This window comes from Martelella sp. K41-7 (assembly GCF_055808365.1).
In genome coordinates, this window is sequence record NZ_CM147867.1 from 2,144,127 (window position 1) to 2,169,297 (window position 25,171).

At 59.1% G+C, this 25,171-nt stretch carries 17 protein-coding genes, 1 other RNA gene and 1 pseudogene; 10 read left to right on the forward strand and 9 right to left on the reverse strand.

Going from position 1 to position 25,171, the window contains the following annotated elements; all coding sequences use genetic code 11:
- Positions 1-4: 4 nt before the first annotated feature.
- The 5 genes from mraZ to AC0L7L_RS10145 form a co-directional block, all read right to left on the reverse strand.
- The gene (gene mraZ / locus AC0L7L_RS10125) at positions 5-442 is read right to left on the reverse strand and encodes a division/cell wall cluster transcriptional repressor MraZ (RefSeq protein WP_272211770.1); all 438 of its coding nucleotides are present in this window, start codon (positions 440-442) and stop codon (positions 5-7) included.
- Positions 443-808: 366 nt separating this feature from the next.
- An RNA gene (gene rnpB, locus AC0L7L_RS10130) (RNase P RNA component class A) lies at positions 809-1,239 on the reverse strand.
- Positions 1,240-1,299: 60 nt separating this feature from the next.
- Positions 1,300-2,487, reverse strand: coding sequence for an FAD-dependent oxidoreductase (locus AC0L7L_RS10135; protein WP_473513683.1), 1,188 nt, complete (start codon positions 2,485-2,487; stop codon positions 1,300-1,302).
- A gap of 194 nt (positions 2,488-2,681) precedes the next feature.
- On the reverse strand, positions 2,682-3,362 hold the full coding sequence (locus tag AC0L7L_RS10140) for a DUF1176 domain-containing protein (protein WP_272211773.1): 681 nt from the start codon (positions 3,360-3,362) through the stop codon (positions 2,682-2,684).
- Positions 3,343-4,053 (reverse strand): TerB family tellurite resistance protein, encoded by a 711-nt coding sequence (locus AC0L7L_RS10145; protein ID WP_473513685.1) that lies wholly within the window; start codon positions 4,051-4,053, stop codon positions 3,343-3,345. The genes AC0L7L_RS10140 and AC0L7L_RS10145 overlap by 20 nt, the downstream gene beginning before the upstream one ends.
- A gap of 238 nt (positions 4,054-4,291) precedes the next feature.
- Here AC0L7L_RS10145 and ftsH point away from each other — a divergent pair, with 238 nt between their 5' ends.
- The 7 genes from ftsH to AC0L7L_RS10180 all read left to right on the forward strand — a co-directional run bounded on the left by ftsH (position 4,292) and on the right by AC0L7L_RS10180 (position 13,322).
- Positions 4,292-6,121, forward strand: coding sequence for an ATP-dependent zinc metalloprotease FtsH (gene ftsH / locus AC0L7L_RS10150; RefSeq protein ID WP_272211776.1), 1,830 nt, complete (start codon positions 4,292-4,294; stop codon positions 6,119-6,121).
- A gap of 721 nt (positions 6,122-6,842) precedes the next feature.
- Positions 6,843-7,790: an autotransporter outer membrane beta-barrel domain-containing protein gene (locus AC0L7L_RS10155; protein WP_473513688.1), complete on the forward strand. Its 948-nt coding sequence runs from the start codon at positions 6,843-6,845 to the stop codon at positions 7,788-7,790.
- Between the two features lie 245 nt (positions 7,791-8,035).
- A complete protein-coding gene (locus AC0L7L_RS10160) occupies positions 8,036-9,250 on the forward strand; it encodes a pyrophosphate--fructose-6-phosphate 1-phosphotransferase (protein ID WP_473513690.1) in 1,215 nt (404 codons plus the stop codon).
- Positions 9,251-9,417: 167 nt separating this feature from the next.
- Positions 9,418-9,936 (forward strand): hypothetical protein, encoded by a 519-nt coding sequence (locus AC0L7L_RS10165; protein WP_473513691.1) that lies wholly within the window; start codon positions 9,418-9,420, stop codon positions 9,934-9,936.
- Positions 9,937-10,074: 138 nt separating this feature from the next.
- The gene (locus AC0L7L_RS10170) at positions 10,075-11,316 is read left to right on the forward strand and encodes a BtaA family protein (protein WP_473508816.1); all 1,242 of its coding nucleotides are present in this window, start codon (positions 10,075-10,077) and stop codon (positions 11,314-11,316) included.
- Position 11,317: 1 nt separating this feature from the next.
- Positions 11,318-11,980, forward strand: a complete 663-nt coding sequence (locus tag AC0L7L_RS10175) for a class I SAM-dependent methyltransferase (protein ID WP_473508819.1) — start codon at positions 11,318-11,320, stop codon at positions 11,978-11,980.
- 148 nt (positions 11,981-12,128) lie between these two features.
- Positions 12,129-13,322 (forward strand): lytic murein transglycosylase, encoded by a 1,194-nt coding sequence (locus AC0L7L_RS10180; RefSeq protein ID WP_473508821.1) that lies wholly within the window; start codon positions 12,129-12,131, stop codon positions 13,320-13,322.
- An 80-nt stretch (positions 13,323-13,402) separates the two neighbouring features.
- Here the strand turns inward: AC0L7L_RS10180 and prfB are convergent.
- From prfB to AC0L7L_RS10195, 3 genes are all read right to left on the reverse strand, one after another.
- Positions 13,403-14,534, reverse strand: a protein-coding gene (gene prfB, locus AC0L7L_RS10185) for a peptide chain release factor 2 (protein WP_272211782.1) whose coding sequence is annotated in 2 segments (ribosomal slippage) — positions 13,403-14,464 and positions 14,466-14,534 — 1,131 coding nt in all. Because the reading frame shifts where the segments join, the coding sequence is not laid out codon by codon here.
- 93 nt (positions 14,535-14,627) lie between these two features.
- The gene (locus AC0L7L_RS10190) at positions 14,628-17,078 is read right to left on the reverse strand and encodes a penicillin-binding protein 1A (RefSeq protein ID WP_473513873.1); all 2,451 of its coding nucleotides are present in this window, start codon (positions 17,076-17,078) and stop codon (positions 14,628-14,630) included.
- 222 nt (positions 17,079-17,300) lie between these two features.
- Positions 17,301-18,563 (reverse strand): N-acetylmuramoyl-L-alanine amidase, encoded by a 1,263-nt coding sequence (locus AC0L7L_RS10195; protein ID WP_473508825.1) that lies wholly within the window; start codon positions 18,561-18,563, stop codon positions 17,301-17,303.
- A 720-nt stretch (positions 18,564-19,283) separates the two neighbouring features.
- On the opposite strand from AC0L7L_RS10195, the pseudogene AC0L7L_RS10200 reads away from it, so the two are divergent.
- Positions 19,284-21,420 (forward strand): annotated as a pseudogene (locus tag AC0L7L_RS10200) (Rne/Rng family ribonuclease); the annotation flags it as partial.
- Between the two features lie 1,020 nt (positions 21,421-22,440).
- Here the strand turns inward: AC0L7L_RS10200 and AC0L7L_RS10205 are convergent.
- A complete protein-coding gene (locus tag AC0L7L_RS10205) occupies positions 22,441-23,601 on the reverse strand; it encodes a pyridoxal phosphate-dependent aminotransferase (protein ID WP_473508828.1) in 1,161 nt (386 codons plus the stop codon).
- Positions 23,602-23,892: 291 nt separating this feature from the next.
- Here AC0L7L_RS10205 and AC0L7L_RS10210 point away from each other — a divergent pair, with 291 nt between their 5' ends.
- Complete coding sequence (locus tag AC0L7L_RS10210; protein WP_473508830.1) at positions 23,893-24,612, forward strand: DsbA family protein; 720 nt, start codon at positions 23,893-23,895, stop codon at positions 24,610-24,612.
- A 107-nt stretch (positions 24,613-24,719) separates the two neighbouring features.
- On the forward strand, positions 24,720-25,157 hold the full coding sequence (aroQ, locus tag AC0L7L_RS10215) for a type II 3-dehydroquinate dehydratase (RefSeq protein WP_473508832.1): 438 nt from the start codon (positions 24,720-24,722) through the stop codon (positions 25,155-25,157).
- The last annotated feature ends 14 nt before the right edge of the window (positions 25,158-25,171 follow it).

Consider the following 25,171-nt stretch of genomic DNA (forward strand, 5'->3'; position numbering starts at 1 on the left):
TCGTTCAACCGCCGGCGCGTCGCTGAGAGCGCGCCCTGCGCGCCTCGGCCTGCGCCTCCTGAAAGGCCTGCGGATCCCAAAGCTGGAAGTGATCCGCACGGCCCACGAAAGTGACCTCCTTGTCGATGCCGGTGAAGTCGCGGATGAAATCCGTGATCATCAGCCGCCCCTCGGCATCGAGTTTCGCAAACACGCCGCCACCATGGATCAGCAGCGACATGCTGTTCGCGTCGGCTGAAAACGGATCCTCCTGATCGATCTGCCGCTCGAAGCGGTCGAGAAGATCGGTGCCTCCGATGGAGATGGCGGGAAAGGTGAAATCCTGGAAGCAGTAAAGCTCCGCAATCTTTCGTTCTGACAGAACCGTGCGAAACACCGCAGGCACCGAGACCCTTCCCTTCGCATCGATCTTCTTGGTCGCATTGGAAAGAAACCGGTTCATGACGCAAAACTACCGAAGACTTTGGCTGCCCTCGTCCGACAGCCGCCCAAAAAAAAGACACAAGAAACCCGCTTCGCCCAAAGGACGAATTCAACAATAAATGCAAAGACTTAGAACTGACTTGCCGCCCATATGCCGCAGACGGCGAACTGTTAGTTAATGGGATAACATGGGCAGAATTGGGCGTCAATGGGACAACCTGCTATTAGCCGTGCCGGAAAACTGTTTCAAACCCCGATTCTATCAATCGCCTGTTAACGAAAGCTTTCAGGCGCAATCTTCTGAAAATATTAGAAAAAATAATATCGCCCCGCTCCGGAAACGAAGCGTGGCGACCGATCCCAAAACGGACCAAAGTGAGAAAAAAGGACCAGTTGGCCTGTAAGCCGGGTTTTGTAAGGCCCTGCAGTTTCCCGCAGAACGTGGCGGCCATTCATCTGGGACAGCACTTGCGCACTGCCTCTCGCAACCCACCCGGATGACCGGCCTGGAAACAGGCTGGCGTCAAGCGCCGCGTCATCCCTATTCGGTTTTGCTCCCGGTGGGGTTTACCGTGCCGCCTTGCGTTGCCGCAGGCGCGGTGGGCTCTTACCCCACCCTTTCACCCTTACCCCGCCATCAGGCTGCTTGTGTCTGATCGACAAGCAGTCTGAAAGCGGGGCGGTTTACTTTCTGTGGCACTTTCCCTGGGGTCGCCCCCGCCGGACTTTCTCCGGCACCGTGTTTCCGTGGAGCCCGGACTTTCCTCACCGCACCGCCTTTCGGCATTGGCACAGCGCGGCCGCCCGGCCAACTGGTGGGCGTCTCCTACTGTGTTTTGGCCATGAAGGAAAGTGGTTTCGCGGCAGTTGGGCCGATCAGGAGAAGGACGGCGCGAAGTCGACATCATATCCCTCATCGGCCAGCGAGCCCTCGGCCATCAAAACCGCGCCGAGCCTTCCGATCTCGTCAGAGCTCTTTGCCCCCGCCCCGCAACCTGCCGTCAGCACGGCAATCCTGTCGGATGGCGAAAACCCGATCATCGGATAACCCGAAGGCGAATAGCTGGTGACACAGGTGCCCGTTTCAGACTGCAGCACGCGGATGCCAGGCATCAAATCACACAGGACCCGCGTCAGGTACTCACGGGTGGCTTTTGTTCCCCTGGACTTGAACCAGGCACACACATCCGCCTCGGACTCAAGCGGTACGTTGTCCGGGTCGCCGCCGATCTTGATATAAAAGCGGCCGTCAGGATAGCGGATCGGCGGCAGGAGATAGATCCCGTCGACATCGAATTCCGGCTTGTAGATCAGGCTGGGCACAGTACCCAGTGCTTCGGCCTCATCCTCATCCACCTCGAAATAGGCGACCGTTCTTGCAAAAACGGTAAGATCGAGCCGTGCGGGCAGCAGATCCGGGTTGATCGAAAATCCACCTGCAGCAACCAGAACCTTCTCCGCAGTGTAGACCGCGCCGTCATCAGTTTCGACCTGCACGCCGGCACTGCTTTCGCGTATTTTCGTCACCGTCGCCTTGATCACCGCGGCACCGGCCTTTTTGGCCAGAATGGACTGTGCTGCAACCATCCTGCGTGGCGATATAAATCCGGCAGACGACGGTTCGTAGACACCCTCGGTCTTCTTCGCAAACTCGAAATAGGGGAATTTTTCGACGAGGCCGTCCGCATCGACGATCTCGGCAGCGGCCCCACAACTGCCGGCAGCCTCCATGATCGTTTCGACATATCTGCCGCGCGAGCGCGCCGGGCCGACAATCAGGGCACCGACTTCGTTAAACACTTCGATGCCGCTTTCGCGTTCAATCTCGCGGTAACGCGCAATCGAGCGATTGGCGAGACTCGCCCAGACAGGATCACGATCGATCGTGCGGGTAATCCGCCCTTCATCGTAATGGCTGGCAAAAACCCCGGTATGATTTGCCTTGTCTGCGGGCTCGTCCGGCCCGATCACGGCAACACCGTCCTGCAAACCGGCCAGATGGCGAGCGGCCGCAGCGCCCATCAGGCCTCGCCCGACGATGATCGTCCTGAAATGTGCAGTCATGAATCCCTCTATGGCCCGCCCCCTTCATCAGCGCATCACGGCACCAGACAATTTCCGGGCAAAGTAGCGAAAGCTTGAGCACTGACCGGAAAATTTGCAAGCGAAACCTCACCGACCGTGCCATCTGGGCGAAGCAGAGACGTCAATAGCACGCCGAAAGACATCACTGCTTGCGCTCGCTCAAGGGCGGCGTATCACCTGTCGCCCGCATCATAGAGAATGAAATTCTGATCGATCAGTTCCTGCGACGGATCCTCGATATTGGCTTCGTAGATCGGATCGATTACGTAGCGCTTCAGCACGAAACGGCCGTTTTCGAGGGTCCATGCGCCCGATGAATAAGCATCGCCCAGCCCGCGCCATTTCTCGAATGTCGATATCGTATTGGTTTCTGGATCGAATTCAGGATTGATCAGCGTGGTTTCGGTGGCGAAACCGCTCACAGCAGGCGCCTGGGTGAGCTGCGTCTGCGTCATGTCGTTTTCCGCATAGTCCACAGTGAAGTCCGGAACTGCGAAAGTTACGGGGTGCAGACCTCCGCCATAGCTCTCTCCCGGTGCAAAGACATAGGCGGCAACCAGATTGTAAGCGCCCAGATAGCAATTGATTTCATAAAGCGTACCGTCGCGTTTAACCGGCTTGCCCTCATAATCGACCTCAGTCCAGACAACCGGATGGACGACATCCTCCAGACCTTCAAAGCGAGAGGTCAGGTCGGCGTCACAATCATCGGGGTTGAGAAATTCAACCAGAGCCCGTGCACCGGCAAGCCCGTCTTCAGCGGCAGAGGCCGGAAAGGCGGCAACAAGTGCGACAAGCGCCGGGACCACCAGCGAAAAGCTGCGAACCACCACCTCAGGCGGCCTTTCGTTCACGTTCGATTTCTTCGTAAGCGGCGTTGATGCGGGCCATGCGATCATTGGCGGTGGCGTGAAATTCCTTCGGAACGCCGCGCGCAATCAATTTGTCGGGATGGTTTTCGGCGACAAGCGCCCGGTAACGCGAACGGATGGTCTTGAAATCGTCGTTGCGCGAAACGCCCAGCACCCCGTAGGGATCGCGTTCCCCCATATCCATGTGACGGGCGCAGATCGCGACAAAGCGCGTTTCGCTGATGCCGAAGATCTCGGCAACACGCGCGAGGAAGGCCAGTTCCTTCTCGTGCACCGCACCGTCGGCCTTGGCGATATGGAACAGGCCATCAATAATTTCTTCAAGAAGCGGACAACCCTCGTCACCTTCAGCACACAGGCTTTTCAGCTTCCCGGCATAAGCCTCGTAGCCAGCAATATCCTGGCGGGCGAGATTGTAGAGCCGTGCAACATTCTCGCGCTCGCTGTCCGGGATTTCGAAAATCTCATGGAAGGCGTTGACCTCTTCTATGGTCACGAAACCGTCGGCCTTGGCCATCTTCGCGGAAAGCGCGATCAGCGACACCGAGAAGGCAACCTGCCGGCGTGTTTCGGGGTCACCCTCAAACAGGGTCCGCACAGCCTCGACAACGCTGGTCAGCACATTGCCGGCGGATTGGCTGATAAAATTGACCAGCTTCTCCCAAAATGACATTCGACAGTCTCCCGGCGGGTAGAATCCGCCCTTTCACGTCAGGACAGATTGGACAAAAAATACGCTCGACGCAAGTCGAACCGGTCGGTTCAATTTCACTTTTTCGCGACGCCGTCGAACAATTTTTCCGTGACATTCAACACAACCAAACGCAGGGCGGGGATGATTGCAATTGCCTGCAACGCAATGCCGAGGCTATAGACTAATCCTCACAAGGCGATAGCGGGGAAAATCGACCATGGAACGCAAGAATACATTCAATATTGGCTATTTTCTGTTGGCCTTCCTGGTGATCATCGGTTTCCAGATGTGGTTTTCATCACGCGACGTTGCCCAGATCAGTTATTCCGAGATGATCAGCTACATCGAAAAGGGCCAGGTGCAATCCGTCGCTATCGCCGACAACACCATCCAGGGTCAGTTCAAGGACGCCGTCAACGGCAAGGAATACTTCGTCACCTATCGCGTTCCTCAGGAGCTGGCCGTCGATTTTGACAAATACAAGGTCGATGTCACCGGCGTCCCTGACCACAGCATGCTGACAAAAATCCTGTCCTGGATACTTCCTATCATCATCTTCTTCGCGATCTGGGCATGGTTCTTTCGCAAATTCGCGGAAAAGCAGGGCATCGGCCTTGGCGGCATGATGAATGTCGGCAAGTCCAAGGCGAAGATCTATGTCGAACGCAAGACCGGCATAACCTTTGACGATGTCGCCGGCGCCAACGAAGCCAAGGCCGAGCTGAAGGAAGTCGTTTCCTTTCTGACCGAGCCCGACAAATTCGGCCGGCTCGGCGCGCGTATCCCGAAGGGCCTGTTGCTCGTCGGCCCGCCCGGGACCGGCAAGACCCTGATTGCCAAGGCGGTCGCCGGAGAGGCCGATGTCACATTCTTCTCGATCTCCGGCTCGGAGTTCGTGGAGATGTTTGTGGGCGTCGGAGCAGCGCGTGTTCGCGACCTGTTCAAACAGGCCCGCGAGATGGCGCCCTGCATCATCTTCATCGACGAGCTCGATGCACTGGGCCGCGCTCGCAACTCCTTCGGCGGTGGCGGCAATGATGAAAAGGAACAGACGCTGAACCAGCTTCTCGTGGAGCTGGACGGTTTCGATCCGTCCGCCGGCATCGTCATCCTGGCGGCCACCAACCGGCCCGAAGTACTTGATCAGGCACTGACCCGCGCCGGCCGTTTCGACCGTCAGGTGGTGATGGACCGGCCCGACCGCGAAGGCCGCTCGGCGATCCTCAAGGTGCACATGCGCAATGTGAAACTCGCCGATGAACTCAATGCCGATGATGTGGCCGCCCTCACCCCGGGTTTTTCAGGCGCGGATCTCGCCAACCTAGTCAATGAGGCCGCGATCTTCGCCACCCGCCGCGATGGCGAATATGTGACCATGGATGACTTCACGCTGGCCGTTGAGCGCATCGTCGCAGGCTCCGAACGCCGCGGGCGACTGCTGAACCCCGACGAGCGCGAACGCGTCGCCTTTCATGAGATGGGCCACGCGCTGGCAGCCGCCGCCCTTCCCAAGACCGATCCCGTCCACAAGATCTCGATCATTCCCCGCTCGATCGGCGCACTCGGCTACACCATGCAGCGTCCGACCGAAGACCGGTTCCTGATCACTGCCGGCGAACTGCGGGACCGAATGGTGGTGCTGCTCGCAGGCCGCGCCGCCGAAGATCTCGTCTATGGCGAGATTTCGACGGGCGCCTCGGACGACCTCGCGCGCGTAACCGATATCGCCAGGCAATATGTGATGAGTTTTGGCATGGACCCGGATATAGGCCAGACGGCACTGGAACAGCAGCGCGCCCAATATCTGGACAGCGGCCCTGCCATGGGCAGGCCGAAGGACTATTCCGATGTCACCGCCCGCGAGATCGACCTTGCGATCCGCAAGCTGATCGATGAAGCCTATGAACGGGCCAAGACCGTGCTTGCCCAACGCCGCAAGGACCTTGATGACGGCGCCCGCATCCTCCTCGAGAAGGAAACCATCACCCCGGACGACTTTCCGCCGCTGGTCCAGCAGCCCTTGGCGCATGCGCGCATCTTCTCATAGGCCTTACGGACCTGAACTGCCTGATCACGGGCGCCGCTTGCATGCGGTGCCCGTTCCGTTTTTTTTAAAGCTATACATAAAATTATAAACTCAAAATTACATGAATTTTTTCATGTATATTTTATCCATACATCTAAAATACACGAATATAAAACCATATACATAAATAACTCCAATTTAATACAAGTTATATTGCAATATTAATCTAAATTAGGCTTCTCTTATATTTGGATGCAGATCCAGGGAGGAGCTGAGTATGCCAGGACCCGGCCGGCCATGCAGTTTGCGCGCCCCCGCGCCCAGCACGCTAACGCCTTACGCTCTGGTTTTCGCAGCGGCCCTCAGCCTGATTGTCGGCGCACCAATGATAGCAAGCGCCGATGAAACCTTCACCTGCGGCACCGATCAGCTGAAAGCGCAACACTGCGCGGCACCGGCGTCAAGCCTTGGCGCCGCTCTGCCCACCACAGGCGGGACGGCGCGGCTGAGCGGCACAATGGATACTCCAACCAAAAGCGCGTCGCCCCTGCGAAAAGGCGAAATCCTGGCCGTCGCCTCTGAACTCCGTCAACACCATCGCACGCAGCAAGACAACCTTGGCACTCACCCTACGACAACCGGTCCGAGACCGCTCAAATCCCTCTTGAAGGTGCGGGCAACGGCCCATAAAACCCGAAGTGCGAGCAGCTTCCCGACCGACAAGGGCGCATGGCCACACACCTTGGTTGCGGTTCACGAAGCCTACCCCGCCGTACTGTTGGAAATGACCCGGCCTCCATCTTTCGAGTCACGTTCGGGCGGACGCTACGCAGGCGGCCAGGCCTTTTCGTCCGATGCCGCGCCCGACGTCCTGTGGAGCAGGATTGATGCGGCACATCACGTGTTCGAGCCGCAATCGGCTTCGGCCGGCTCTGGTTACCGCATGTCGAGCTTCGAATTGCAGATCGGTATCGATGGATTATATGTCGACCAGCCATCAGGCACACTGGTGGGTGGTGTTACGGGGCAGTACCAGATCGGCAGGGCCAGAGTTCAGGCTTCTAGCGGCATTGGCAAAATCCGACCGGACGGCCACGGGATTGGCGTCACGCTGACCTGGCTTGGAACGAACGGCTTCTACGCAGATGCCCAGGCTGCCTACACCTTCTATGACAGCACTCTCTCTGTCGAAGACGGGGCAATTTCATCCGAAAACAGCAACGCCACCGGCTATGCGCTGTCACTGGAAGCGGGCCACACTCTTGATATTGGAAGCGGATTTTCGCTTGCACCGCAGCTTCAGATGGCATTCGCGGCTGTCGATATCGACAGTGTCAGCGGAGCCTATGCCGAAGCCTTCGGCGTTCCCAATGGGCAAAGCCTTTGGGGGCGGGCCGGACTTGCGGTCGAATGGACAAGCAACTGGCAGAATGTGAACGGAGAGACGCGCTCCAGCAACCTCTACGGCAGCACCAACATCAACTATGATTTCCTGGCTGAACCGGGCAGCATCTACGACTTCTCCTCCGAACCTGCCGAGCTTTCCGGTGAGATCAGGCTCGGCGGAAAGGCAGACTGGCAAAACGCCGGGCGCCAGTATTCCGTATTTGCAGAGATCCAGGGGTCCGCAGCCTTTGATACCCGTTCCTATGGCTTTGGCGGCAAGATCGGGCTGAATATCAGCTTCTAAAGTGGTTCTGTCGCAAGACCGAGCCTCTCCCCGCGCTTTGGCTAAACCAGATACTGCCTCGTCCGGTCCGGTCAGCGCTCGTCGGTTCAATCGTTTTAGCGGCGCAGACAGCGCTGGTTTCGCGAAACCAGCCCACGCAAATCCCGGATTTTATTCGTTTTCAGGCTTTACAGCCCGGCCTCTCCTGTCGCATCCATGTCGCATATTGGACGGATAATTGCCTCGGATTTGATGGAAGGATTGATATGTCGAGCCAGAAGGTTGCAATGCTCACCGCCGGAGGGCTCGCGCCCTGTCTCTCTTCAGCCGTCGGAGGACTGATCGAGCGCTACACCGATATCGCACCCGAAGCCGAAATCATCGCCTACCGCTCCGGGTATACCGGTCTTTTGATGGGCGACAGCATGCCCATCACACCAGGAATACGTGAGCAGGCCCATCTTCTGCATCGCTTCGGCGGCTCTCCGATCGGCAATAGCCGTGTGAAGCTGACCAACCAGAAAGATTGCGAAAAGCGCGGGCTGGTCGGTGCCGGCGAAGATCCGCTGAAAGTGGCGGCCGACCGGCTTGCCGAAGATGGCATCACCATTCTCCACACCATTGGCGGCGACGACACCAACACGACGGCTGCCGATCTAGCAGCCTATCTGAAGAAAAACGGCTATGACCTCACCGTCGTCGGCCTGCCGAAGACCGTCGACAATGACGTAAAGCCGATCCGCCAGACACTGGGCGCGCTGACGGCGGCCGAGTACGGCGCGGCCTTCTTCGATAACGTCTCCAATGAGCAGAGTGCGGCTCCGCGCACACTCATCGTCCACGAAGTCATGGGCCGCAATTGCGGCTGGCTGACCGCGGCAACGGCACGCGCCTATCTCGAACGCCTGAAAACAGTCGACTATGTCGATGGCATGCTGATGAACCCGGCGATGAAAATGATCGACGGTGTTTACCTGCCGGAGGCCGCCTTCGACCTCGAGGCTGAAACGGCACGGCTGAAAGAAGCCATGAGTCGCAACGGCACCGTTTCGCTGTTCGTCTCCGAAGGCGCATGCCTCGATGCCATCATCGCCGAGCAGGAAGCCGCCGGTGCCGATGTCGAGCGCGATGCCTTTGGCCATGTCAAGCTCGACAACATCAATGTCGGCAACTGGTTCACCAAACAATTCGCCGAGATTCTCGGCGCCGAGCGCGCGCTGGTACAGAAATCCGGCTACTACGCCCGTTCCGCTCCGGCCAATACCGACGACCTCCGGCTGATTCATTCCATGGTAGACCTTGCCGTCGAAAGCGCTCTTGACGGCATCTCAGGCGTGACCGGACATGATGTCGAACGCAATGGCCAACTTCGAACCATCGAATTCGATCGTATCAAGGGCGGCGGCCATTTCGATCTTTCAACGCCCTGGTTTGCGGGTGTGATGGAAGAAATCGGGCAGCATTTCACGCCCCCCAATTGACCTTTTCATCCCTCGGGGCTTTTATGGGCCCTGCGGATGGAGGAACACGAGTGACTTTAGAAACGGCTATCCTTTACGCCGCGCTGGCTTTCGTGATGTTTGTGCTTCCGTCGGATCGGATGCTTGAATTTGCGAAATGGCATTGTCAGCGCGGGCTACGGGCAAGCATGTCCATTGCAGCAGGAATCCTTGGAGCCCGGGCGCTGTTTTTTGCAGCAGGGCTGGGTGCCACTGTGGCTTTTGTTCATGCCATGCCGTCCGGTCGCGCCGTTGCGTCGGTGGCGGCCATTGTATTTCTGGCATTTTTCGCCGTGCGGCAGATCGCTCGCCTGCGGCGCCCCTCCCCGCTCGCAGGCAATGACAACCTGCCCGGCAAGAGCTTTCTTGGCCGCATCCGGTACGGTGCACAATTGAAGACACGGCCTGCCGCAGAATTTGGCCTCGCCGCTGCGACCGCGATCTTCTTCATCCCGGCAGCCCCTTCGCTTCAAAACACAGGCGAAATGTTCGCGGCCTCACACCTTGCTGCCAGTCTGGCATCGCTTCTCGTCTATGCGCTTTTCGCGCGAGTACTGCTGACCCGCCTCAACCGCCGGCTTGATCGGTCGCGGCAGCAACGAATCGCCCGGCTGCTGCGCTCCGGACTGCCCCGCGTTTCGGCCAGATACCGGCAAGACGCGGCCTGAGGCCACACCTTTGCGCGGTCATACGCCTGTGGATTGTATTGCCCCCGTCATCAAAGTTTAGCAGAACCGCTTTACTCGATGGTGCCATTGGGTCAGGCACATCCACGCCACCGGCCCGGGCCAGAAACGGAGCCGGAAATGAGCGTTGCCGAGGAAGAACTTCGCAAAACAGGTGGACGCCCGCTGAATGCGGCATTGCTCCAGCATCGCGCGCTTACAAAAGAGGGCCTGTCAGAGCGGCTCTTTGGCCTGTTGTTTTCGGGCCTCGTCTACCCTCAGATCTGGGAGGATCCCGACGTCGATATCGCGGCGATGGTGCTCGGGCCGGAACACCGGGTCGTCACCATCGGCTCGGGCGGTTGCAATGTGCTGGCCTATCTCACCCGCGCGCCGGAACACATCGACGTTGTCGATCTCAACAGCCATCATATCGCGCTCAACCGGCTGAAACTGACAGCGTTCACCCACCTCCCGGATCATGCGGCTGTGCTGCGGCTGTTCGGTAATGGCGCCAAAGGGAGCGTGCGCGACTATGATAGCCACATCGCGCGCCATCTTGACCCGGACACCCGGAAATACTGGGAAAGCCGCGACAGTCTTGGCCGCCGGCGCATCAGCGTTTTCGAGCGCAACATCTATCGCACCGGACTGCTCGGTCACTTCATCGGCACCGGACACATGGTTGCCCGCCTCCATGGCGTTCGAATATCCGAACTGGCCGAAGCCACATCGATGCGCGAACAGCGGCGCATCTTTCAGGAAAAGATCGCGCCGCTGTTCGACAAACCGCTGATCCGCTGGACGACGTCGCGCAAGTCATCGCTGTTCGGCCTTGGCATCCCGCCCCGCCAGTACGATGAACTTGCCCGCGCCAGCACTGACGGCACGCTGGCGTCCGTGCTGTGTCAGCGCCTGGAAAAACTCGCCTGTCATTTCTCGCTGAAAGACAACTATTTCGCCTGGCAGGCCTTCGCCCGCAGCTATCCGGATAACGGTTGCGGACCGATGCCGACATATCTGCAGGCGGCGGCGTTCCCTCTGATCCGCGAAAATGCGGTGCGGGCGACAGTTCATCACGCGAGTTTTACCGAACTTCTTTGCGGCAAGCCCGACAACAGCGTCGATCGCTACGTGCTGCTCGACGCGCAGGACTGGATGAACGACGCGCAACTCAACGATCTGTGGCGAGAGATCACCCGCACGGCGCGACCAAGCGCCCGCGTCATCTTTCGTACCGCCGCGGAGCCATCCGTGATCGACGGCCGGCTGACGCCGGAGACCGAGGCGCAGTGGCGCTATCTCGAAAAGACATCCCGCGAGCTTGCGGCGCTCGATCGCTCCGCGATTTACGGCGGCTTCCACATCTATGAGAAAGTCTGAAATGGCCGGGACACAGCCAACCGAAACATTACACGATCAGGCCGCAGCGATGGATGCCATGTACCGCTATCAGCGGCACATCTATGACCTGACCCGGAAATACTACCTCTTCGGCCGTGACAGGATGATCGATGGCGTAAGCGTTGCGCCCGGTGGCTCCGTGCTCGAGATCGCTTGTGGCACAGGGCGAAACCTGAGAAAGCTGGCAGCGCGCCTGCCCGAAGCGCGCCTGTACGGCCTCGACATATCCGAGGAAATGCTGGGGACTGCGCGGGCGCATTTCAAAGCCAGTTCAACGCCGCCGCTCTTCGCGGCCGCCGATGCCTGCGAATTCAAGCCCGCGCGGTTCGGAGTTGACGGCTTCGACCGGATCGCAATTTCCTATGCGCTATCGATGATACCGCAGTGGCGTCTGGCAGTCGAAGCGGCTCTCGATGCGCTCAATGACGACGGTGAGTTGCACGTCGTCGATTTCGGACAACAGGAAGGCCTCCCCCGCTGGTTCCGCGGGAGCCTTCAGCATTGGCTGGCGCGCTTTCATGTCACGCCCCGCGCCAAGCTCCATGCCGTGCTGCAGGGCGAGGCAGCAGCACGCGGTGCACAGTTCCATTTTGACACGATCGGACGCGGCTACGCCTGGCATGGCGTCATCAAACTGGCGTGAACGCAGCGGCGCACAGCAGGCCTCGATCAAGCGCAAGGGTTGCTTCAGACCGGTCTTAATGAAAGCTTAGGTGGTCTGATATAAGTTGCGGAGCGATTTTGTGCGCCCGCCGGCCAAGGCTGGCCGTCGTTTTTTTGAGGAGACGCCCATGATTTCTAGGACCCTCCGAGCGGTTGTGGTTGCCGCCGGTCTCACATCACTTTTCGCCGGCTCCGCTGCTGCACAGCAATGCGGCGGCGATTTTTCGCGCTTTCTTTCAGGCGTAAAATCCGAGGCCGTTCAGCGCGGCCTTTCGCCAAGTGCCGCCGATGCCGTGTTATCCGGTGCTTCGGTGAGCCAGAGCGTGCTCAACCGTGACCGCGCCCAGGGCGTCTTCAAGCAGACCTTTCTGGAATTTTCCCAGCGCACCGGCAGCACCTCGCGGTTGAACACCGGCAAGCGGAAGATCCAGCAATATGCCAGCACATTCGACCGCGCCCGCCGCGAATTCGGTGTGCCTGCCGGCGTGCTGACCGCATTCTGGGCAATGGAAACCGATTTCGGCGCCGTCCAGGGCGATTTCAACACCCGCAACGCGCTGGTGACGCTTTCCTATGACTGCCGTCGCCCGCACATCTTCCGCCCGCAGCTTCTGGCGCTGATAGAGATGACCCAGCACGGTGATTTCAATCCGGCGACCGAGACCGGCGCTTGGGCCGGCGAACTCGGTCAGGTGCAGATGCTGCCCGAAGACATCATCCGCTACGGCGTTGACGGCGACGGTGACGGCCATGTGCGCGTCAAGAAGAGCTCGCCCGATGCGCTACTGACAGCCGCCAACTTCATCCGCAGCCTCGGCTGGCGCTCCGGTGAGCCATGGATCCAGGAGGTCATCATTCCCAAGGATCTGCCCTGGGACAAAACCGGGTTCGGTGGCGGCCTGACGGCAGGCCAGTGGTTCAAGCTCGGCGTTCAGCCGCGCGACGGCAATACCCGTTTTTCCAATCTGCCGACCGCGCTTTTGATGCCGCAGGGCCGCTTCGGCCCGACGTTCCTGGCCTATCCGAATTTCAACGTCTATCTGGAATGGAACCAGTCGTTCATCTACACCACCTCGGTTGCCTATTTCGCGACCCGGTTTGAAGGTGCTGCGGCTTACAACAAGGGCAACCCCGAACGGGGGCTTTCAGACAGCCAGATGAAACAGCTTCAGACGGCCTTGTCGCGCAAGGGATTCGACGTCGGCAAGATCGACGGCATTCTCGGCGCCGGTACCCGCGATGCGGTCCGCTCGGTTCAGATGCAGCTCGGCATGCCGGCAGACGGCTGGCCAACTCCGCAATTGCTGCAGGCTCTGCGCTAACCAGCAACGAACGCCAAAGAAAAAGGCCGCTTCGGATATCCGAAGCGGCCTTTTTCTTTGGAAGTATGATCAACTGGCGGTCAGTCTATGTCCTCGACAGAAGCGCCTGCGCCACCCTCGATCCGGTGGGCAAGAGCGGCCTCCATGAACGGGCCAAGCGCACCGTCCAGAACATCCGACGGCGCCGTGCTTTCGACGCCCGTCCTCAGGTCCTTGACCAACTGATAGGGCTGGAGAACATAGGAGCGGATCTGGTGACCCCAGCCGATATCGGTCTTGGAGGCCGCTTCCTTGTTGGCCGCCTCCTCACGTTTCTGCAACTCGGCTTCATAGAGGCGGGCCCTGAGCATATCCCAGGCCTTGGCCCGGTTCTTGTGCTGCGAGCGCTCCTGCTGGCACTGAACCACAATCCCTGTCGGAATATGAGTGATGCGAACGGCCGAATCGGTGGTGTTGACGTGCTGCCCACCGGCACCGGATGCGCGGTAGGTATCGATCCGGCAGTCGCTTTCGGAAACCTCGATATCGATTGAATCATCAATCACCGGATAGGTCCAGACCGACGAAAACGACGTGTGACGCCGCGCATTGCTGTCATAGGGAGAGATCCGCACCAGACGGTGCACGCCCGATTCGGTCTTCAGCCAGCCATAGGCATTGTGGCCCTTGACGTGGATGGTCGCAGACTTGATGCCTGCCTCTTCCCCGTCATGGACTTCCATCACCTCGACCTTGAAGCCCTGACTCTCGGCCCAGCGGATATACATCCGCAACAGCATGTTGGCCCAGTCCTGACTTTCCGTGCCGCCGGCACCGGAATGGACCTCAAGATAGGCATCGTTGGAATCGGCCTCACCGGACAGCATGGCCTCGACCTGCTGACGCTCAGCTTCCGCGAGAAGGCGCTTCAGGCTGTCCTCGGCGTCCTTCACAACCTCGTCGTCGCCTTCCTCCTCACCGAGCTCGATCATCTCGATATTGTCGGAAAGCTCCGTTTCAATCCGACGAACGGAGGAAATGCCGTCATCGAGAAGCTGGCGTTCGCGCATCAGCTTCTGGGCTTCGCTCGCATCATTCCAGATATCGGGGTCTTCCGCTCTGTTGTTCAGCCAGTCCAGCCGTTTGATTGCCTGATCCCAGTCAAAGATGCCTCCTCAGCAGGGTTATAGCCTGCTTGGTTTCGTCGACAATACCTTCGATTTCCGCGCGCATGGTTCTTTCTGCTTCTTTGAAAAATGTGTTTGAGCCGGTGAATAAGGGCGCGAGGCGCGGATGTAAACCCCGCCTCGCCCATCGGGCCGCGGCTCAGTAAAGGCCGCTGGAACCGGTCGAGATCGCCTTGTTGGCCTGATTCGAATCCTTGAGAATCTGCGCCGGCGGGACGTAGCCGCTCATATCAATGATATCGAGCGCTTGGGCCGGCCCGGTTCCGGGTTTGAAGGATTCCAGGATCACCCCGGGGCCGGAACCGCCGGCTCGCATGCCGGTCGAGCGGTTGACCAGCACATTGGTCATGCCTTCCGGCTCGATGAAGTTTTCCTTGGGCAACTGCTTCAGCGCGTTGGTCATGAAGGTGTTGAAGATCGGCGCGGCGAGACCGCCGCCAGTTCCGTGGCGGCCAAGGGTCTGGGGCTGATCGAAGCCGATATACAGGCCGGCAACGAGATTCGGTGTGAAGCCAACAAACCAGGCATCCTTCTCGTCATTGGTGGTGCCGGTTTTGCCGGCGACCGGACGGTCGAGGTTGACGGCGCTGGCCGCCGTGCCGCGCTGGACGACGCCCTCCATCATTGAGGTGATCTGATAGGCCGTCATCGGATCAAGCACCTGTTCGCGCGTGTCGATCAGGATCGGTTCGGCCTGTCCGTTCCATTCGGCCGCATCACAGTTCTCGCAGATCCGGTCCTCATGCTTGAAGATGGTTTCGCCGTAACGGTCCTGTATACGGTCGATCAGCGTCGGATTGACCTGCTTGCCGCCATTGGCGATAACGGCATAGGCCGACACCATGCGCATCACGGTCGTCTCCCCGGAGCCAAGCGACATGGCCAACACCGGCGACATCTGGTCGTAGATCCCGAAACGCTCTGCGTAGTCCGCCACGACGTCCATGCCGAGGTCATTGGCCAGACGCACAGTCATCAGGTTCTTGGATTTTTCGATGCCGGTTCTGAGCGTCTGCGGCCCGGAAAAACCGCCAGCATAGTTCTGAGGCTGCCACAATTCGCCACCCGATTCGATCTCGATCGGTGCGTCCATGATCACCGACGCCGGCGAATAGCCATTGTCGAGCGCCGCAGCGTAGACAAACGGCTTGAACGACGATCCGGGCTGACGCATCGCCTGGGTAGCGCGGTTAAACTGGCTTTCCGCGAACGCGAACCCGCCCACCATTGCAACAACACGTCCAGTATCAGGGTCCATTGCGACGAGGCCGCCCTGTACCTTGGGCACCTGCCGCAGACGGTAGGCATCGCCCTCGCCGGTCGCTTCGACATAGACGACATCCCCCGGCTTGAGGACGCCCTCCGGGCTGGTCGCGTTCTTCTTGCCCTTTTTCAGGAAGCGATAGGCCCATTTCATATTGTCTGCGGAAATGAAGCCGGTATTGCGGGCGTTGTCGACCCGGCCACCGACGTCAATGGGCGGACGGATGCCGATGTCGGCACCATCGGCACTGACGCCGAGCACTACCGCGATATTCCAGTCGGGCACATCCCACAGAGGGGGCATCTTGGCCAGTTCAGGACCCCAGTCGCCGGAAATCGACGCCTCTGCGATCGGGCCTCTGAAACCGGCAGCCTCATCATAGCGGATCAAGCCGTCACGCAAGGCTTTCTGCGCATAGGACTGCATCTTCGGGTCGAGCGAGGTCCGAACCGACAGGCCGCCTTCATAAAGCATTTCCTCGCCGTACTCGTCCTTCAGTTCACGCCGCACAGCCTCGGCGTAATACTCGTCCCCCGCGATCGGACGGTTCTTGTGAGTAGAGACAACGCCCAGCGGCTCTGCCCGGGCAATTTCAGCTTCCTCGGCGGTGATGTAGCCGTTTTCCGCCATCCGGCTGATCACCCAGTTGCGCCGCTCTATGCCTGCATCGGGGTGGCGGTAGGGATCATAATTGGCCGGACCTTTGAGAACCGCGGCAAGATAGGCGCTCTCGGCGACAGTCAGGTCGGAAACTGGCTTGTCAAAATAGGTCAGCGCCGCATCGGCCACGCCATAGGCATTGAGGCCGAAATAGACCTCGTTGAGGTAAAGTTCGAGTATCGTGTCCTTGGAATAGGCCTGCTCGATGCGGAAGGAGAGGATCGCTTCCTTGACCTTGCGTTCAATCGTCTGGTCGGAGCTCAGAAGAAAATTCTTGGCGACCTGCTGGGTGATGGTCGAAGCGCCGACGGGACGGCGGCCGGTACCCATATTGCGCACATTGGTGATGATCGCACGGCCAAGCCCCACAACATCGACGCCGGGATGCGAATAGAAATTCTTGTCTTCAGCCGACAGGAAGGCACCGCGCACACGCATCGGAATGGCATCGATCGGCAGGAACAGGCGGCGCTCATGGGCATATTCGGCCATCAGCTCGCCATTACCGGCATAAACGCGGGTCGTGACCGGCGGCGTGTATTGCGCCAGCACCTCGTAATCCGGCAAATCCTTGGCGACATTGTTCAGATAGACCCCGAGCCCCACTGCCACCACGACGAAAAGCGCGCAGGCGAGGCCAAAAAGATATCCGATGAACTTGATCACATTCACGTCTGTTTGGTCCTGTCTCTGGAGAGGCTAACATTGAGCACGCTTACGCACGGCTCTGCATCTGTTCTGGTCGGCGCATTTTCGAGATCATCGCAGATACCGCTCCAACGCTGCGATGAAAACACCCCGATCACTTTTTTACAACGAATGTGCGCTTTTTGCGACGCAGCTAAAACGTTGCTTCGCCGATCAACCCATCCTCGTCGGCGGTGTTGCTCATCCGCCACCGGAGACCAGAGGGGTACGGTAGCGGCGCACGGCATCCACCAGCCGCTCCACCAGCCGGTCACGCCAGTCCGGGTCGAGCATGCGCTTTTCATCCTCAGGATTGGAGAGGAAGCCGATTTCGAGCAGGACCGAAGGAATATCCGGCGCACGCAGCACCATAAACCCGGCAAACCTGTGCGGGTTGTTGATCAATCCGATCTGGCCTTCAAACGAAGCCACAACCGTATCGGCAAGCGAAACGGAAAAGCTCTGTGTCTCCCGCCGTGTCAGGTCAAGCAGGATGTCGGTAACCTCTTCGGGTTCGTCGGCGGCATTCAGGCCCATGATTTCGTTAGACAGGTTCTCGCGCCGCGCAAGGGCGGCAGCAAGCCGGTCGGAGGCCCGGTCAGAGAGCGTGTAGACCGTCGCGCCGGAGATATCGGGCTGGTCCAGGGAATCAGCGTGGAGTGAAATAAACAGGTCAGCACCGTGCTGGCGCGCCAGTTCGACACGCCGGGTCAGCGACAGGTATGTGTCGGAATCCCGCGTCAGAAACGGCTCAATCCCAGGCACCTCGGCAAGCCGCTGCGCAAAGGCGCGGGCAAAGTCGAGCGTAATGGTCTTCTCGAGTGTCTTTGTGTCTTCACCGATTGCCCCGGTATCAACGCCGCCATGTCCGGCATCGATCGCCACGACATACCTGTCCTCGCCGACTGTTTGCGGCGTATCGGAGAAGAAATCGCCAGGGTCGGGGCGCTGGCCTTCAAGAAGCGCCTCAAAGCTGTCCTCGCCGGCAATCGCCAGGTCGATCACGAGCCGGGCACCGGAACCCGTGTCTTCCCGCACCTCTGCGAGTGTCATCTGGATCGGCTCGCGCGCCGACAGCACAATGCGCGACTGGCCCGGGCCGGTGGCCCCGTAGCGGACATCGCTAACCAGGCCGCGCGGCTCAACAGAATCGCCCGAAAAGCCGAAAGCCGTGCTGGGCAGCGTGATGACAAGGCGGGCCGGATCCTTCAGATAGTGATAGCTGAATTCAGGCGGGCGATCGAAATCGATCACCAGCCGCGCGCGCGCGTCGTCGCCCACGAGCAGCGCATTGTAGGCAATGAGCGGTGCGGCACTATCCTCTGCGGCACGAGCCGGCGCAGGTAAAACCATGGTCAGCACCAGCAACAACAAAAAAGAACCGGCCACGGCCAGAACAGTAAGAATGGCAAACCATGCCTGATTGAACAGACCGCCGGCACCGACCGCGTTGTGTCCCGTCATGCAACCCCTCATTCTGTGCAAAGCCCCTCGCGTCAAGGTGCAATTATTCCGTGCAGCACGTTAATAGCAAGCACGCGCCAAGGGCCAGCGCCAATAACGCCGGCGACATGGCAAAAAAGTGGCCGCCAGACGAGCCGCTATGATTTTTCGGCGGCGTGACCGGGCCTTCTTCGCCTGCCTGCCCACGGTCAAATTGACTGTGATTCGTGATGTGCTCAAATATAACGGGTGATTGGTTTTTTCTTGCTATTGCAGCATGGAATACATACTAATGTGTATAGGTGGAGATTTATGACGGGACAGATGCGCGCAACGGCAGCCGGTCTCAAGATGATTGGCGCCATATGGAGCAACGGATCGTCCGCCGTCTTTTCCCACCACCGAACAGAATATCTTCGCCGGTATACGTATTTTACGAAAACGTTGCGGCGTAAGGCTCATTGCTCTTTGGTAACCCCCACGGAGCATATTCATCGCCTCTCAACAGAGGCTCGTCAAAGTTGGTTTCGACTGGTTTTATATGAGAATGAAGCGTCCATTTCTTCCCTCGGCCTCCACCCTGACCAAAGGTGGAAGACTGATTCGAGAAGCAGCCGCCTGCGTTTCGTTGCACCGGTCGAGCGAAATTTCATCCGGCGCATCCGCAACTGACCGTTTCCGAAGCAGGACTGAAGTCCTTTCGGGAGCCGGTAAGCGACTGCGCCGAGGAGCTCATCATAAATGGCAGACAAAATGCTCATCGACGCCTCTCATGAAGAAGAGACACGCGTCGTCGTTGTTCGTGGAAATCGTATAGAGGAGTTCGATTTCGAATCGCAGCATAAGAAACAGCTGCGCGGCAACATCTATCTTGCAAAGGTCACGCGGGTCGAACCCTCTCTTCAGGCTGCGTTTGTCGACTATGGCGGCAACCGCCACGGTTTCCTGGCCTTCTCCGAGATCCACCCAGACTATTACCAGATTCCACTTGCCGATCGTGAAGCCCTCCTGAGAGAGGCCAACGATGACGACGATGATGACAGCGATACGTCGGTCAGCGAGCCAGTGGAAGTTTCCGAACAGGCTGCCGAAGGCAAGCCGAAGCCACGCACCCGTCGCGGCCGGGCCAAAACGCGCGGCAAGAATGCTGACGCGGCAACCGGCGACGAAAAGGCCGAAACTACGGCTGCCAACGATAGCCAGAACGCGGAGACGGATGAGAGCGGCGAAAACATCGCGGCCACATCTGAAGCCCCAGCAACCGAAGACGCGCCGGAAGAGCCCCAAAAGGCCAAACCGCGCAGGCGCCGCAAGCCCACCGCCAAGAAAGACGCCAAGGCAGACGGCGAGACCGCTTCCGAGGCCGAAAATTCTGCCGAAAGCGGCTCCGACGACAACGGCTCAAACGGTTCCGAAGGTTCAGGTGGCCCCACCCACATGGCCGCCAAGGTTGACGCCGATACCATTTCCGAAGACGTCGACGATGATGATGACGACAGTGTCGAATCCGTTGGCGCCGAAGACGCGATGGAAGAAGTGCCGGACAACGGCCATCGCCGGATGCGCAAACAGTACCGCATTCAGGAAGTCATCAAGCGCCGCCAGATCCTGCTCGTGCAGGTGGCCAAGGAAGAACGCGGCAACAAGGGCGCTGCGCTAACGACATATCTCTCGCTTGCAGGCCGCTATTCAGTGCTGATGCCAAACACGGCACGCGGTGGCGGTATTTCGCGCAAGATCACCAACCCCGCCGACCGCAAGCGGCTGAAGGACGTCGCAAAGGGCCTTGAAGTGCCGCAGGGCATGGGTGTGATCCTCCGCACCGCCGGTGCCAACCGCACCAAGGCAGAGGTCAAGCGCGACTTCGAATACCTGATGCGCCTTTGGGAAAATGTCCGCTCCATGACGCTGACATCGACGGCGCCCTGCCTCGTCTACGAGGAGGGCAGCCTGATCAAGCGCTCCATTCGCGACCTTTACAACAAGGATATCAGCGAGGTCATCGTTTCCGGCGATGAAGGATATCGCGAAGCGAAGGACTTCATGAAAATGCTGATGCCGAGCCACGCCAAAGTGGTTCAGCGTTACCGCGACATCCATCCGATCTATTCGCGCTCCGGCATCGAGGCGCAGCTTGACCGCATGCTGCAGCCGCAAGTGACGCTGAAATCAGGTGGCTATCTGATTATAAACCAGACCGAAGCGCTGGTCGCCATCGACGTCAACTCCGGGCGCTCCACCCGTGAGCACTCGATTGAAGACACCGCATTGCAGACCAACCTGGAGGCGGCCGAAGAAGTGGCGCGCCAGCTCAGGCTGCGCGACCTTGCCGGTCTTGTTGTCATCGACTTCATCGACATGGAAGAAAAGCGCAATAACCGCGCTGTCGAGAAAAAGATCAAGGAATGCCTGAAGAACGACCGCGCCCGCATTCAGGTCGGTCGGATTTCGCATTTCGGCCTGCTGGAGATGTCACGCCAGCGCATCCGCGCTTCCGTTCTGGAATCAACCACGCAGGTGTGCAGCCATTGCGGTGGCGCCGGTCATGTTCTTTCACAGTCCTCTGTCGCGCTGCATGTTCTGCGCGGTATCGAGGAATATCTGCTGAAGAACACGACCCACAACATCACCGTGCGCACGACGCAAGATATTGCGCCCTACCTGCTCAACCAGAAGCGCAATACGGTGGTTGATTACGAAAACCGTTTCGGTGTCGAGATCATCATCGAGGCCGATGGCGCTATTGAGAGTAGCCATTTCGAAATCGACCGTCGCGACCCTGTCGAAAACCCGGTGAAGATCGAGGCGCTGTTCAACCTGATTGAAGAGCAGGAAGACGAGGTCGTCGAAACGCCGGAAGCAGACGAAGCGGAAGACAATGCTTCCGACAACACGCCAACAAACAACACCAGCGAAACCAACAGTGGTGACGAGGAAGGCGGGCGTTCGCGCCGCAAGCGTCGTCGCCGTCGCGGCCGCAACAGCCAGCCGAACGGCAACAATGCGCTGGACGATGACCTGTCGCAGGACGACGACAACGGCAGCACTGACGAAAACACGCAGGACGCCGCGGACGGTCTTGACGATGACAGCGACAAGCCGCGTCGCAAACGCCGTCGCGGCAAGCGCGGCGGTCGCCGCAATCGCAGTGACGAAAACGGCCAGCAGGACGCGTCTGACGACGCTGCCGAGACCACAGCCGACGTGACCCCGGCGCCTTCAGCCGAAACGTCGGATGGTGAAACCTCCGGTGCGGTGCCTGAACAGCAGGAAGCCGCCATATCTGAGGCGACCGAAGCCGCAGATGCCGAAACGGTAAAGTCCAAGCCGACCGAGGAAACTGCGGAAGCAAGCGCGGATCAACCGACGGCCACAATGGAAGACGAGGCGATGGCCGAAATCGAAGGCCGCAAACCCCGTCGTCGCCGTAAGCCGAAGGCCGAAAAGGTCGAGGCTGTGGAGCAAGAGACCGAACAGCCTGTAGCGGCGGCTGCAGCCAAGCCGGACACGGACGAAGACACCGCCCCTGAAACCAAGGCCGCGTCTGATGACAAGGACGAGCCCACGGCGACGGAGGAAACGACCGCGGCCACGGCAGCAGCCGAGCCCGCCCCCACGGAAGCACCTGCGGCCTCCGAGGCTGAAGAAGACGGCAGCACCAAGCGCGCCAACCGTGGCTCCAATATCACCACGTCGGAACCGGTGGTCACCTCCAACGGCTCAGAAAACGAAGACGAGCCGGCCACCAAACCCAAGCGCGGCTGGTGGCAGCGCCGCGGCTTCTTCTGAAAACGAAGAGGTCCGCGAGAGATCGCAAAACGCCGCCGATGTTCGCATCGGCGGCGTTTTTCATTGATGGTGACAGCTGTGATGGTGGTCCGTCAGAAAAATACGGGACTTACTGCGCGCGCGACAGCCAGTTGCCCATGCGCTCCACAGCCTGGCGGATTTCGGCCTCGGTTCCCGCATAGGAAAGCCGGAGATAACGCCCGCCTGTCAGCGGGTCGAAATCAGCGCCTGGAGTGGCAGCGACGTCAATCTCAGCAAGCATTTTACGCGAAAACGCCATGCTGTCATTGGAATGGCCGCTGACATCGACATAGGCATAAAAAGCGCCATCCATCGGCGAGACGATCGGCAGGCCGATCTCGGGAAGTGCATTGATCAAAAAATCCCGGTTGGCACTGTAGATTTCACGGTAACCATCGAGTTGCGGACGCGCCTTGAGTGCTGCTTCAGCGGCAATCTGCGAAAGCTCAGGCGCGCTGATATAGATGTTCTGCGCCAGTTGCTCGAAGACACGCACCAGCTTTTCCGGCAGCACCATCCAGCCGACGCGCCAGCCGGTCATGCAATAGTATTTCGAAAAGGAATTGATGACGATCGCCTCATCGGTGAAGGAAAGCGCGGTCGCCTCCTCGCCGGAAAAAACAAGGCCATGATAGATTTCGTCAGAGATGAAGGCCGTTCCGCGTTCCTCGCACCAGTCGGCAAGCCGCTTCAGCGCGGCCCGGCCGGTGACAGTCCCGGTCGGGTTGGCAGGGCTTGCCAGCAGGACGCCCTTGATGGTCACGCCATGTTCGCGCTCAGCCTCGGTCAGTGCATCCGGTGTCAGGGTAAATTCATGGGCCGCATTCGCCTCGACCTCGATCACGTTGAGATCGAGCGCCCTGAGGATATTGCGATAGGCCGGATAGCCGGGTCTGGCGATCGCCACGCTGTCGCCGGCATCGAAAAGCGCCAGAAAGGCCAGGTTGAAGCCCGCCGATGAGCCGGTCGTCACCGCAATCCGTGCGGGATCAACGGTGACACCCATGCGGTCGCGGTAATCATTCGAAATTGCCTCGCGCAGGCTGGCCAGCCCAAAAGCATCGGTATATCCGAGATGGCCGTGGTCAAGTGCCGCGCGCGCAGCCTCAAGCGCCTTGTCGGGCGCCGGGTGGGAGGGTTGGCCGACAGCGAGCGAAAGCACAGGGCGGCCCGCCTTCTTCCGGCGATTGGCCTCCGCCAGAACATCCATGGCCAAAAATGAATCGATTTCGCTGCGTTTCGAGGGCATGGCTGTTCTTCCTTCAGGGGTACGGCGCGGTCTGCGGGGTTTTATCGGGCTTGGACCATTCGCCCGGCGCCCGCAATCCTTGAGGTCAAAAAACGGGATTTTGAACACTGCCCGCTATAATTGAGGTCTTTGCTCTGGACAATGCCGCCTTTTGCGCACAATTGGATCATAGCAAAACGCATCTTACCGTGCTGGAAGGGGAAAACATGTCTTCTAAGGGAACGACGCTCGCCGTTGCCGCCATCTTCGCGACCGCGATCGCGTCTGCTGCTGCAACCACAGGTGCTATTTATGGGTTTGCCACGCCGCAACCGCGCGAATCAGCAGAGCCCCCCTGCAGGCGATGACTTCGACACGCGGGTCCATGACTATCTGGTGACCAATCCGGAAGTGCTACTGGATGTTCAGGTCGCGCTTCAGAGGAAGCAGGCCGAAGAGCAGCAAAAGGTGGCCCAGGCCGCCCTTGCCGAAAAGCAAGACAAGATCTTTCAGCCGGAATTCGACGCTGTGCTCGGCAATCCCGATGGCGCGATCACCGTCGTCGAGTTTTTTGACTATAATTGTGGCTATTGCCGGCGCGCGCTTGGCGATATGGACGAGATCATCGCCAACAATGACGATGTGCGTTTCATCCTGAAGGAAATCCCTGTTCTGGGTCCCGAATCGGAGGCCGCGCAGCGCGTTTCCTACGCCTTCTTTAAGGTCGACCCCGATCAGTATGAAGATTTCCACCGCGCATTGATGGGCTCGGGCAACCGCGCCACCGACGAAAGTGCGCGCGCTGTTGCCGCAGCCTTCGGCGTAGACGACGCCCAGATCGATGCAGCGATGGCAGAATTTCCGGCCGAAGCAGCCCTTGAGGAGCATTTTGCACTGGCAAGCTCCATCGGGGTGAACGGAACCCCTGCCTATATCGTCGGCGACACCATGCTTCACGGCGCGATCGGCGCAGACCGTATCCAGCAGATCATCGACAATGTGCGTGATTGTGGACAGGGTACCTGTTCATAGAGTTTGAAGCCCGCCGAAGCTTAACCAAGACGTTTCAAGGTCTGGTCTTTGGGGTTTTCCTGAAAGGTCTGAACGTCTATAGGTGAAGGCGAAACTGGAATTGACCGATGACACGCGTGATCTTTGTTCTGAACGGGCCGAACCTCAATCTTCTGGGCAAGCGCGAACCGGGTATCTATGGCGCACTCACCCTTGAAGCTATTGATGCGGCTTGCCGCGCGGAAGCGGAAACCCTTGGGTTTGAGGCTGACTGTCGTCAGAGCAATCATGAAGGCGTGCTTGTTGACTGGCTTCACGAAGCCGGCGAGAAAGCTGCCGGCGTGGCCATCAATCCAGGGGCCTACGGGCACACATCCATTGCGCTTCATGATGCGATACGCGCCATCAGCGTACCCGTCGTGGAGCTTCACATTTCCAACATTCATGCCCGTGAGACCTTTCGCCACAAGAGCATGATCTCGCCGGCGGCGAAGGGGGTAATCTGTGGCTTCGGACAAGACAGCTACCTCCTTGCGCTTCGTGCACTCAAGCACCTCACGGAATAAAAAGAACAAAGGAA